Source organism: Enterobacter sp. D2 (assembly GCF_034427575.1).
GTDB lineage: Bacteria > Pseudomonadota > Gammaproteobacteria > Enterobacterales > Enterobacteriaceae > Enterobacter > Enterobacter cloacae_M.
Window position 1 is genome coordinate 1,286,092 of sequence record NZ_JAXQPP010000001.1, and the last position, 12,032, is coordinate 1,298,123.

Annotated in this window: 11 protein-coding genes; 3 read left to right on the forward strand and 8 right to left on the reverse strand. The window is 55.8% G+C overall.

Going from position 1 to position 12,032, the window contains the following annotated elements:
• Positions 1 to 3: 3 nt before the first annotated feature.
• Positions 4 to 438, reverse strand: coding sequence for a DMT family transporter (locus tag SPG90_RS06325; protein WP_023311625.1), 435 nt, complete (start codon positions 436 to 438; stop codon positions 4 to 6).
• 95 nt (positions 439 to 533) lie between these two features.
• Here SPG90_RS06325 and SPG90_RS06330 point away from each other — a divergent pair, with 95 nt between their 5' ends.
• Positions 534 to 1,466 (forward strand): LysR family transcriptional regulator, encoded by a 933-nt coding sequence (locus SPG90_RS06330; protein ID WP_126303251.1) that lies wholly within the window; start codon positions 534 to 536, stop codon positions 1,464 to 1,466.
• Positions 1,467 to 1,470: 4 nt separating this feature from the next.
• Here the strand turns inward: SPG90_RS06330 and SPG90_RS06335 are convergent, their stop codons facing one another.
• From SPG90_RS06335 to SPG90_RS06350, 4 genes are all read right to left on the reverse strand, one after another.
• On the reverse strand, positions 1,471 to 2,499 hold the full coding sequence (locus SPG90_RS06335) for a methionine synthase (RefSeq protein WP_023311627.1): 1,029 nt from the start codon (positions 2,497 to 2,499) through the stop codon (positions 1,471 to 1,473).
• 23 nt (positions 2,500 to 2,522) lie between these two features.
• On the reverse strand, positions 2,523 to 3,497 hold the full coding sequence (locus SPG90_RS06340) for a DUF1852 domain-containing protein (protein WP_047174290.1): 975 nt from the start codon (positions 3,495 to 3,497) through the stop codon (positions 2,523 to 2,525).
• Positions 3,498 to 3,670: 173 nt separating this feature from the next.
• Positions 3,671 to 4,162, reverse strand: a complete 492-nt coding sequence (locus tag SPG90_RS06345; RefSeq protein ID WP_045399115.1) for an Hcp family type VI secretion system effector — start codon at positions 4,160 to 4,162, stop codon at positions 3,671 to 3,673.
• Between the two features lie 253 nt (positions 4,163 to 4,415).
• On the reverse strand, positions 4,416 to 4,937 hold the full coding sequence (locus SPG90_RS06350; RefSeq protein ID WP_033145468.1) for a DUF2778 domain-containing protein: 522 nt from the start codon (positions 4,935 to 4,937) through the stop codon (positions 4,416 to 4,418).
• Positions 4,938 to 5,205: 268 nt separating this feature from the next.
• Between SPG90_RS06350 and SPG90_RS06355 the strand changes: the two genes are divergently transcribed.
• The gene (locus SPG90_RS06355; protein ID WP_023311631.1) at positions 5,206 to 5,745 is read left to right on the forward strand and encodes a DUF2058 domain-containing protein; all 540 of its coding nucleotides are present in this window, start codon (positions 5,206 to 5,208) and stop codon (positions 5,743 to 5,745) included.
• 7 nt (positions 5,746 to 5,752) lie between these two features.
• Here SPG90_RS06355 and SPG90_RS06360 read toward each other — a convergent pair whose 3' ends face one another.
• Together SPG90_RS06360 and azoR are read right to left on the reverse strand one after the other, a co-directional pair.
• Positions 5,753 to 6,439 (reverse strand): RluA family pseudouridine synthase, encoded by a 687-nt coding sequence (locus tag SPG90_RS06360; RefSeq protein ID WP_023311632.1) that lies wholly within the window; start codon positions 6,437 to 6,439, stop codon positions 5,753 to 5,755.
• A gap of 89 nt (positions 6,440 to 6,528) precedes the next feature.
• Entirely contained in the window at positions 6,529 to 7,134 is a 606-nt protein-coding gene (gene azoR, locus SPG90_RS06365) for an FMN-dependent NADH-azoreductase (protein ID WP_008502313.1), read from the reverse strand.
• Between the two features lie 205 nt (positions 7,135 to 7,339).
• On the opposite strand from azoR, the gene hrpA reads away from it, so the two are divergent.
• Complete coding sequence (gene hrpA / locus SPG90_RS06370) at positions 7,340 to 11,242, forward strand: ATP-dependent RNA helicase HrpA (protein WP_322408017.1); 3,903 nt, start codon at positions 7,340 to 7,342, stop codon at positions 11,240 to 11,242.
• A 70-nt stretch (positions 11,243 to 11,312) separates the two neighbouring features.
• On the opposite strand, the gene SPG90_RS06375 is transcribed toward hrpA, so the two are convergent.
• Complete coding sequence (locus SPG90_RS06375) at positions 11,313 to 11,972, reverse strand: O-methyltransferase (RefSeq protein ID WP_045399121.1); 660 nt, start codon at positions 11,970 to 11,972, stop codon at positions 11,313 to 11,315.
• Between the last annotated feature and the right edge of the window lie 60 nt (positions 11,973 to 12,032).

Below are 12,032 nucleotides of genomic sequence, written 5' to 3' on the forward strand. Positions count from 1 at the left end.
TCATCACCCCTGTGCGACCAGAACCAGTGCCGCAATAATAAAAACCAGCGCCACGATACGTTTTGCGTTTATCTTCCTGTGCGGCGTACCCAGCAGGCCAAAGTGGTCAATGATCAGGCTTTTAAAAACCTGACCAGCCAGAATGCCAATCATCGTCAGAGCGATGCCGATGGTCGGCGTGGCGATCGTCAGAATGACCACGTAAACAGGGCCAAGCACGCCGCCGAGCAGCTGCCAGCCGGGCTGGGCGAAAAACGACGGGCTGTTACGCGGGCTGAAAAACAGCATCAGCAGAAACGTCAGCGCGGCGCCGACGCCAAAAATGCTGAACGTCGCCCATAAATCGCCCACTTCTCCCCCTAATGGCCCCAGCAGCCCCGCCTCGACGGAGAGGCCCATCCCGCCGGCAATCACCAGTAAAATCAAAATAAACTGCATTACGCTTCCTCCGTTTTCTGGCGAAGAAGATTACGTCGGTAGACCCGTGAGAAAAATGCCATAATGCAGGAAACACCATTGCAGGAAATGCATTAATGTCAGATGCCGGAAGCATGAACCTTCGCTCACTGCTGCTGTTTATTGCCGTCTATGAAACGCAGAACTTTTCCGTCGTCGCGCGACGAGAGGGAATTTCTGCCTCGCAGGTGTCGCGCATTGTTCATCAGCTTGAGGACGCGCTCGGCCAGCAGCTGTTCTATCGCAATACCCGGGCGGTGATCCCCACGGAAAGCGGGCATCTGTTTATCCGCTATGCCCGGGCGATGGTCGATAACTTCGAAGAGGCGCGTCGTGAGCTGGACGAACGTTCGACCGAACCCTCCGGCACGGTTCGCATAAATGGGCCGGTATTTTTTGGACAGAGACACGTTGCGCCCGGACTGGCAGGCCTGGCCGAGCGTTATCCACGGTTAACCATTGAGCTGACGCTGACCGATGACTTTATCGACCCGCACCGGGATGCCGCCGATCTCATCTTCCGCATCGGCACGCTGACGGATTCGACGTTCCACGCCCGTGTTTTTGGGCAGCAGCGCTACCACCTTGCCGCGTCGCCCGCGTATCTGCGTCAACACGGCATTCCGGCCGACCCGACCGAACTGAGCCAGCACAAATGTCTGGTCTATCGCGGTTCGTCCGGGCCTAACCGCTGGCTTGTGCGTCGCAAAGGGGAAAATTGGGTGCATTATCCCGTCGCGCCGCTGATGACGTCCAATAATGCGGAGTCGCTGCTCATTGCCGCGCTGGGTGGGATGGGGATCGTCCTGTTTCCGGACTGGCTGATTGGCGACAGGCTGAAGCGGGGGGAGCTGGTTGCCCTTATGCCGGAAATGGCGTGCGCCATCAACACGGAGCAACTTAATATTGCGGCGATCTATCCTAACGCACGTCATCCGCCCCTGAACGTCAGGGCGGTGATAGATTATTACGTGGCGTTTTTCGGCACGCCGCTCTACTGGCAGACGTAAGGGATTACGCGCCGAGCTCCTTGCGGATAATCTCTGCGCCGGCGCTGAGTGCTTTCAGCTTGCCGTTAGCCACCTGGCGTGAAAGCGGGGCCATGCCGCAGTTGGTTGACGGGTAAAGCTTGTCGGCATCGACGAACTGCAGCGCTTTACGCAGTGTATCGGCGACTTCCTCCGGCGTTTCAACGGCGTTGGTTGCCACATCAATCGCGCCAACCATCACTTTCTTACCGCGGATCAGCTCCAGCAGATCCATCGGCACGCGGGAGTTGTGGCACTCCAGTGAGATGATGTCGATATTCGAGGTCTGCAGCTTAGGGAAGGCCTCTTCGTACTGGCGCCACTCTGAGCCGAGCGTTTTTTTCCAGTCGGTATTGGCTTTGATGCCGTAGCCGTAGCAGATATGTACCGCGGTTTCGCACTTCAGCCCTTCAATGGCGCGCTCCAGCGCGGCGATACCCCAGTCGTTCACCTCGTCAAAAAAGACGTTAAATGCCGGTTCATCAAACTGGATAATATCCACGCCTGCGGCCTCTAACTCACGCGCTTCCTGATTGAGGATTTTGGCGAATTCCCAGGCCAGCTTTTCGCGGCTTTTATAGTGGGCGTCGTAAAGGGTGTCGATCATGGTCATCGGCCCGGGCAGGGCCCATTTGATCGGCTTGTCCGTGAGCTGACGCAGGTATTTCGCATCGTCCACGAATACCGGTTTCTGACGCGCAACGGCAGAAACCACGGTCGGCACGCTGGCGTCGTAGCGGTTACGAATGCGCACCGTCTGGCGATTTTCAAAATCCACGCCGCTCAGGTGTTCAATAAAGGTAGTGACGAAGTGCTGGCGGGTCTGTTCCCCGTCGCTGACGATATCGATACCCGCGCGGATCTGCTCATCCAGGGACAGGCGCAGCGCGTCCTGTTTACCCGCCAGGAGTTCCTGATCCTGTAATTTCCAGGGGGACCAGAGCGTTTCAGGTTGCGCAAGCCAGGTCGGCTTAGGCAGGCTGCCAGCCGTTGAAGTCGGGAGCAATGTTTTCATAATAAAAGACCTTTTTTGATGAATTAAAGCGTGTAGTTATCAGACCACTGCTCAAGAATGTGTTGGTAAGGCTTAATGAAGTATTCTTCGGTAAAGCGACCCTGTTCAATCGCCAGTCGGCTACGCTCTTCCCGGTCATAAACAATTTTGGTTAAGGAGTGATCCTGCTGGTTCAGATCCGGTCGGTAGCACAGTCCCGCCGCCGAGTTTGCGTTATAAATTTCCGGGCGATAGATTTTCTGGAACGTCTCCATCGTGCTGATGGTGGCAATCAGCTCCAGATCGGTGTAGTCACTCAGCAAATCCCCGGTAAAGAAGAACGCGAACGGCGCCACGCTGTTTTCCGGCATGAAGTAGCGAACCTTCAGGCCCATCTTCGCGAAGTACTGTTCCGTCAGCGACTCGCCATCCGGCTGATATTCAATGCCCAGTACCGGGTGCTGGTTACCGGTGCGGCGGTAGGTGTCTTTGCTGGAGACGCTCAGGCAGATCACCGGACCCTTGCTGAAGTTTTCATTGTATTCCGGCGAATTGACAAAGTGGCGGAAAATATTGCCGTGCAGTTCGCCAAACTTTTCCGGAATGCTGAAGTGCTGCTGGTTCTTGTTGTGTTCCAGCAGGCGCACGCTGAAATCATAATCCCGCACGTAAGAAGAGAAGTTATTTCCGACGATGCCAGGGATACGCTGGTTGTTTTTCTTGTCGACAATCGTGGTTTGCAATATCTCAATGGCCGGGAACGGTTTTTCCGCGCCCATGTTCAAATCGACAGAGATGATTTCCAGCTCAACCGCGTAGCGATCGGCGTTTGGGTTATCCCAGCGCGCCAGGGCGTTAAAGCGGTTGTTGATCATCACCAGCGTATTGCGCAGGTTTTCCTGACGCTTTTCCCCGCGCGCCAGGTTGGCAAAGTTGGTGGTCGTACGCGTATTTTCTGACGGGTTGTAATTCTCATCGAAGCAACTGCGCTTAAGGGTATATGTGAAAGCTTTGCTCATTGTGGTTATGCATCCTAAGTTCATGTTGCTAAGAAGTTACCGATGCATAATTTATGCCTCAGCCCGCGGCGCAGGGGAAGTGACTTAATTTCAATGCAACATGAGCGAAGTTCATGAACAGTGTTGCGCACATGCCAGGATAGGAAGAGTAAGGGGCATCGCGCCCCTTAGCGTTATGCTGTAGGACGTTCGTTCCAGGCGTCACTGTGCATGATGTTGCCGTCGACAATGCGCCAGGTGATTTTTTCGTACTGCAGACTTACGCTTTCAACATGGTTCATTTTATTGTTGGCAGCGATCTTCACGTTCGGCACGCTGCAGTTAACACCCGTAACCTTTACGTTCTCCATCAAGACGGTGTAATAACAGACTTCCTGTCCGGCATCATTGATATGATAGAACTTTATTTCAGCGCTTTTAAGCGCCTGACCGGTAGATGCTGCTTTATAGAGATAGGGCGTGGAGCTATCAACTTCCTTTTCAATCCGCATGGATGAGTGTTGACGCGTGCCGGTGATCTTGCCGTTAGCGCTGTCTACCGATAGGTTTAGGCCATGACTCAGCCCTATGATCTCAATGCTACCTTCACGGTCCTGAACATCAACGGAACCTTTAATATCTGCTCCACCATCGTCTTTTAGCCACATGTAGGGAGGAATTGGCATTCTTTATTTCCTTATTTTCTTGAGTAGCAGTGTTGTTAAGCGATAAATAACCGTGGCGAGGGTCAGTACAATTAAAATATCGATATTGGTATATGTGTCATATATTGTTTCAGCATTCACGTCGCCATAAATAAAATCACATATAGATGAGGCCACGTCATGATCAAGATAGCGTTCAGCGGGTCCCAATATGCGGCCTACTATAATGCTGATGCATAGAAACCAGACCGTTTTGAATAGCCTGATGCCCCATTTACGGACAAGTGTTGGTGTAGCCACTTTCAATCACCTCAACCCAGCCGCGTGCCATCAGTGAACGCATACAGGGAACCTGAATAAGTTCCGTACTCATCAGAGCATTGCGGATCAATGCGTAATCAGAATCATGGGCAATCGTGATACATCCCTCAGATAGCGTACCCGGATGCAGCCGAAACAAACCCCGATAGACGTTATCAATCCAGGTGCCATCATCGATACCCCAGTCATCCTTGTATAAAGCAAACCACTCATCGCGGCCAAATTCTGCCCCGGATCTAACCTTGTTCCACCGATCCTGAACCTTCGCTTTTAACCCTGAAAAGAAACCTCCAGTCCCTCTGTCAACAATCCAGTATTTCCCAGGGGGAATTGGACCTGAGCCTTTAACAGCACCACATAATCCATTGTTTCTGTAAATTCCCTGCCCGGAATGGGCCATAAACACGCCAACGCCGTGCAGGTTAAAAGGCGCATAGTCAGCATCGTTAAGCAGCATTGTTCCTTTTAAGGCCATATTTTTTCCTTACTCTTTTAATAAGAGAAAAGCAGCCTACGCCTGAAGCGGGTACAGATATTCAACTCACATCATATTTATGAGTTGCTGATTTTTTTTAAGAAAATGACCTGACATTTTTTAATCAGTCTTGCGGCCGTAACGTTAGTAAACGCTGAATAAAGAATAAACAAAGCTCAGGCGACAAAGCGCCATGCCTACTTCTCTGGCACAGGCTCCGCAATTCCCGCTATAATCCCCAAAATTTCCAACCGGTTTAGAAACAATCATGACAAAACTCACCTTACAAGAGCAGATGCTGAAAGCGGGCTTAGTCAGCAGCAAAAAAGCGGCGAAAGTGCAGCGCACGGCAAAGAAATCACGCGTTCAGGCGCGCGAGGCTCGGGAAGCGGTAGAAGAGAACAAGAAAGCGCAGATCGAGCGCGACAAGCTGCTGAGCGAGCAGCAGAAGCAGGCCGTGCTGGCGAAAGAGTTTAAGGCGCAGGTGAAGCAGCTGATTGAGATGAACCGCATCACCGTGGCGAAAGGCAACATCACCTTTAACTTCACCGACGGCAATCTGATCAAAAAAATCGACGTCGACAAGCAAACTCAGGCTCAGCTGATCAACGGCCGTCTGGCGATTGCCCGTCTGGTCATCAACGCCAGCGGCGACTGTGAATACGCGATTATTCCGGCGGTGGTGGCCGATAAAATTGCCCAGCGCGATGCCGACAGCATCGTGTTAAACAGCGCGCTCAGCCAGGAAGAGCAGGACGAAGACGATCCGTACGCGGACTTCAAAATCCCTGACGATTTGATGTGGTAAACCGCATTCAGAACGGGGCGGCGTGACGGGCGTTAACCGGCTCTCCGCTGACGGGATGAATAAAATTCAACTCGCTTGCATGCAGCATCAGCCGGGGCGTTTCCTCAGCCCCCAGCGCTTCAAGACCGCCATACAGGTCGCAGCCCAGAATCGGGTGTCCCAGCTGCTGGCAGTGAATACGCAGCTGATGGGTTCGCCCGGTCTCCGGCGTCAGTATCACCCGCGTTAACGGCAGTCCCGTACCCTGATAAAAACGTTCCACGACCCGATAGCGGGAGCGGGCGGGTTTTCCGTTGATGGCGCAAATCGACATCAGCGGAAACAGCGCCGGGTCTTTGGCAATCGGCGCGTCTATTATTCCCTCGTCGTTTTCCACATGGCCGCAAAGCAGGGCGCTGTAGACCTTCTCCACGCTGCGCTGGCTGAACTGCTGGCACAGCGCCGCGTTGATGGCCTTATTGCGCGCAACCACCATTAGCCCGGACGTGCCGAAATCCAGACGGTGTACCAGCGTGCAGCCGGGGAACGTCTGGACCAGACGATAATGGACGGAATCAAGGTTTTGCGGATTTTTGCCCGAGAGGCTGAGCAGACCGGAAGGCTTATCGATCAGCAGCAGATGTTCATCCTGCCAGAGGATCTGAATGTCGTCGTGACACGGTGGGGCAATAAAAGAATCAATAATCGCAGACATCAGGCCGCCCGGCTGGAGAGTGGGAGCGGATGATAACGAAATGCGGGGAAAAGAAAAACCCTCCCACCAGGCGGTGAGAGGGTGAAGTCTTAGGCTGCTACCAGGCTGTCGATAGCGGCTTTCGCATCGGTCTGCGCTTTGGTCGCCACTTCCGGACCGTAAGCGATACCTTCAGCGAACACGAAGTTCACGTCAGTGATGCCGATGAAGCCCAGGAACAGGCTCAGGTACGGCGCAACCAGGTCGGTTGGGGTGTCTTTATGGATACCGCCACGGCTGGTCAGAACGATCGCACGCTTGCCTTTCACCAGACCTTCAGGGCCGTTCTCGGTGTAACGGAAGGTTACGCCAGCGCGCGCCACCAGGTCGAAGTAGTTCTTCAGCTGGGTAGGGATGTTGAAGTTGTACATTGGGGCGTTGATGACGATAACGTCGTGCGCCTGCAGCTCAGCAATCAGCTCGTCGGACAGGGCCAGAGCTTCCTGCTGACGTGGAGACAGCGGTGCATCGCTTGGGCGCAGCGCGCCAACCAGCTCGCCATCCAGCACAGGAATTGGGTTTGCAGCCAGGTCACGCACGGTGATTTCGTCAGCGGAATGCTGTTCACGCCACTGTTCAACGAAGTAATCAGACAGCTGACCAGACTGAGAGTACCCTGCCAGAATACTGGATTTCAAAACTAATACTTTGCTCATGGGTGATTCCTGTTTTTGCATTTGATTGAAGGGGGTTGCCCCGTTGCTTGTTGACACTCTATTCACAATCCTGCCACAGAGATAGCGCAATATATCGAAGCCTATGTTCGAATTTTTTGAATAAGGCGCGAAAGGCGTCGATGTGGTACTCTATAGCAATCATTAAAAAGAGAGTTTATCAGGGCGTGTACTGCCCTTTAACGCTATGACAGAACAACAAAAATTGACCTTCCCGATGCTCCTGCAACAGCTCGATTCTCTGATGCTGCGCGACAAACAGCGCTTCGCCCGCCGTCTGCACGGCGTGAAGAAGGTTAAAAATCCTGATGCACAACAGGCCATTTACCAGGAGATGGCGAAAGAGATTGAACAGGCAGCAGGGAAAGTTGTGCTGCGCGAAACCGCGCGCCCGGCGATTACCTACCCGGAAAACCTGCCCGTCAGCCAGAAAAAACAGGACATCCTTGAGGCCGTCCGCGACCACCAGGTGGTGATTGTGGCGGGGGAAACCGGCTCGGGGAAAACCACCCAGCTGCCGAAGATCTGTATGGAGCTGGGACGCGGGCTAAAAGGGCTGATAGGCCACACCCAGCCGCGTCGACTGGCGGCGCGCACCGTGGCGAACCGTATTGCCGAAGAGCTGCAGACGGAGCCGGGCGGCTGCATCGGTTACAAGGTGCGATTCAGCGACCACGTTAGCGATAACACCATGGTCAAGCTGATGACCGACGGTATTCTGCTGGCGGAAATCCAGCAGGATCGCCTGCTGATGCAGTACGACACCATCATCATTGACGAAGCGCACGAGCGCAGCCTGAACATCGACTTCCTGCTCGGCTACCTGAAAGAGCTGCTGCCGCGTCGCCCGGATCTGAAAATCATCATCACCTCCGCGACCATCGACCCTGAGCGCTTCTCAAAGCATTTCAACAATGCGCCGATTATCGAGGTGTCAGGACGCACGTATCCGGTGGAAGTGCGCTATCGCCCGATTGTGGAAGAGGCGGATGATACCGAGCGCGACCAGCTCCAGGCTATCTTCGACGCCGTTGACGAGCTGGGCAACGAAAGCGCGGGCGACATCCTGATCTTCATGAGCGGCGAACGCGAAATCCGCGACACCGCCGATGCGCTCAGCAAGCGCGACCTGCGCCACACGGAGATCCTGCCGCTTTACGCGCGCCTTTCGAACAGCGAGCAGAACCGCGTATTCCAGCCGCACGGCGGGCGACGCATCGTTCTGGCGACCAACGTGGCGGAAACCTCGCTGACCGTTCCGGGAATTAAATACGTGATCGACCCGGGCACGGCGCGCATCAGCCGCTACAGCTACCGCACGAAGGTCCAGCGGCTGCCGATTGAGCCGGTCTCCCAGGCGTCCGCTAACCAGCGTAAGGGCCGCTGCGGCCGTGTGTCGGAAGGGATCTGTATTCGTCTCTATTCCGAAGATGATTTCCTGTCGCGCCCGGAGTTTACCGACCCGGAAATTCTGCGCACCAACCTGGCGTCCGTTATCCTGCAGATGACCGCGCTGGGGCTGGGCGACATCGCCGCGTTCCCGTTTGTCGAAGCGCCGGACAAACGCAACATTCAGGACGGCGTGCGTCTGCTGGAAGAGCTCGGCGCCATTACCACCGACGAGCAGGCGACGGTCTACAAGCTGACGCCGCTGGGCCGCCAGCTCAGCCAGCTGCCGGTGGATCCGCGTCTGGCCCGTATGGTGCTGGAAGCGCAAAAGCACGGCTGCGTGCGCGAGGCGATGATCATTACCTCGGCGCTCTCCATTCAGGACCCGCGCGAGCGTCCGATGGACAAACAGCAGGCGTCTGACGAAAAGCATCGTCGCTTCCACGACAAAGAGTCCGACTTCCTCGCCTTCGTAAACCTGTGGAACTATCTCGGCGAGCAGCAGAAAGCGCTCTCCTCGAACCAGTTCCGCCGCCAGTGCCGCGTGGATTTCCTCAACTACCTGCGCGTGCGCGAGTGGCAGGATATCTACACCCAGCTGCGCCAGGTGGTGAAAGAGCTGGGCATTCCGGTCAACAGCGAGCCGGCGGAGTACCGCGAGATTCATATCGCGCTGCTGACCGGCCTGCTGTCCCACATTGGGATGAAGGACGCCGAAAAGCAGGAGTATACCGGCGCGCGCAACGCCCGTTTCTCCATCTTCCCCGGTTCCGGCCTGTTCAAAAAGCCGCCGAAATGGACCATGGTCGCGGAGCTGGTGGAAACCAGCCGCCTGTGGGGGCGCATTGCCGCGCGTATCGATCCGGAATGGGTGGAGCCGGTGGCGCAGCATCTGCTTAAGCGCTCGTACAGTGAACCGCACTGGGAGCGCGCGCAGGGCGCGGTAATGGCGACCGAGAAGGTGACCGTTTACGGCCTGCCGGTGGTTGCCGCGCGGAAGGTCAACTACAGCCAGATTTACCCGGCGCTCAGCCGCGAGCTGTTTATCCGCCACGCGCTGGTGGAGGGAGACTGGCAGACGCGCCACGCCTTCTTCCGCGAAAACCTGAAGCTGCGCGCGGAAGTGGAGGAGCTTGAGCACAAGTCCCGCCGCCGCGACATTCTGGTGGACGATGAGGCGCTGTTTGAGTTTTACGACCAGCGCATCAGCCACGATGTCATCTCCGCCCGCCACTTCGACAGCTGGTGGAAGAAGGCCAGCAAAGAGACGCCGGACCTGCTCAACTTCGAAAAGAGCATGCTGATTAAAGAGGGGGCGGAGTCGGTCAGCAAGCTCGACTACCCGAACTTCTGGCATCAGGGCAACCTCAAGCTGCGCCTGACGTATCAGTTTGAACCGGGTGCCGACGCGGATGGTGTGACCGTTCATATTCCGCTACCGCTGCTAAACCAGGTCGATGAGGGCGGGTTTGAATGGCAAATCCCCGGCCTGCGCCGCGAGCTGGTGATTGCGCTGATTAAATCCCTGCCGAAACCGGTGCGCCGTAACTTTGTGCCTGCGCCAAACTATGCGGAAGCCTTTTTAGGCCGCGTCACGCCGCTGGAGCTGCCGCTGCTGGACGCGCTCGAGCGTGAGTTCCGACGCATGACCGGCACTACCATCGACCGCGAAGACTGGAACTGGGATCAGGTGCCCGATCACCTGAAAATCAGCTTCCGCGTGGTGGATGATAAAAACAAAAAGCTGCTGGAAGGGCGTTCACTGAGCGAGCTGAAAGAGGCGCTGAAAGGCAAAGTTCAGGAAACGCTGTCTGCGGTGGCGGACGACGGTATCGAGCAGAGCGGGCTGCATATCTGGAGCTTTGGTCAGCTGCCGGAAAGCTACGAGCAGAAGCGCGGCAACTATAAGGTCAAAGCCTGGCCTGCGCTGGTGGACGAGCGCGACAGCGTGGCAATCAAACTGTTTGATAACCCGCAGGAACAGCAGCAGATGATGTGGCGCGGGCTGCGTCGCCTGCTGCTGCTTAATATCCCGTCGCCGATCAAGTATCTGCACGAGAAGCTGCCGAACAAGGCCAAGCTGGGGCTCTACTTTAACCCGTACGGCAAGGTGCTGGATCTGATTGACGACTGCATCTCCTGCGGCGTGGACAAGCTGATCCACGAGGCGGGCGGTCCGGTCTGGACGGAAGAGGGCTTTGCTCAGCTCCATGAAAAGGTGCGCGCGGAGCTGAACGACACCGTGGTGGAGATTGCCAAACAGGTCGAGCAGATCCTTACCGCCGTGTTCAATATTAACAAGCGCCTGAAGGGGCGCGTGGATATGACCATGGCGCTGGGGCTCTCGGACGTGAAGGCGCAGATGGCGGGGCTGGTCTATCGCGGCTTTGTGACCGGCAACGGCTTCAATCGTCTCGGCGATACGCTGCGCTATCTGCAGGCGATTGAAAAACGTCTTGAGAAGATGGCCATCGATCCGCACCGCGATCGCGCGCAGATGCTGAAAGTGGAGAGCGTGCAGCAGGCGTGGCAGCAGTGGCTCAACAAACTGCCGCCTGCTCGCCGCGATGATGAAGACGTGCAGGCGATCCGCTGGATGATCGAGGAGCTGCGCGTCAGCTTCTTTGCCCAGCAGCTCGGTACGCCGTATCCGATTTCGGATAAGCGTATTCTGCAGGCGATGGAGCAGATTTCAGCTTAAAACCCTTGCCCGGTTTTCTCCCTCTCCCTGTGGGAGAGGGTCGGGGTGAGGGCATCAGCCCGCACAATTTTCACCCGTTCACAATCGCCAGCGTAAACCCATCCCATCCCTTAACCCCCACCGTTTGCAGCGCGGTGGCGGTTAAGCGCGGATTATCTCCTGTCATCTCAATAAAACGCCGCACCCCCAGCACGCGCGCGTCGTCGCTTTCCCCGTTGATTACCCCGCCGTCACGCACCACGTTATCGCCGATAATCACCGTACCGTGGCGGGAATAGTGCAGCGCCCACTCCAGATAGCCGGGATTGTTTGGCTTATCGGCATCAATAAAGATCAGGTCGAACGGGGGAACGTTGCCGAAATTTTCCAGCGAACTCAGCGCCGGGCCCTCAATTAATTCAATGCGTTCGTTTAACCCCGAAAGCTGAATATTCTCGCGCGCAACGCGGGCATGCGTGGGATCGGCCTCAAGCGTAATCAGCTTACCGTCCGGCGGCAGGGCGCGCGCCATCCAGATTGAGCTATAGGCACCCAGCGTCCCGATCTCAAGAACACGTCTTGCCTGCGTCATGCGCACGAACAGCGCCAGCAGTTGCCCCTGATTGGCCGCTACGTCGTGCTCGGGGAGCCCGGCGCGTTTGTTGTTTTCCAGAACCTGATTCAGTACGTCATCGTCAGGGATAAGAGAAGAAATCATGTAATTATCTACGGCAGACCATTTTTGTTGCATAGATTGACTCCTTGGATTTTTCTCCCTCTCCCTGTGGGAGAGAGTCGGGGTGAGGGCATC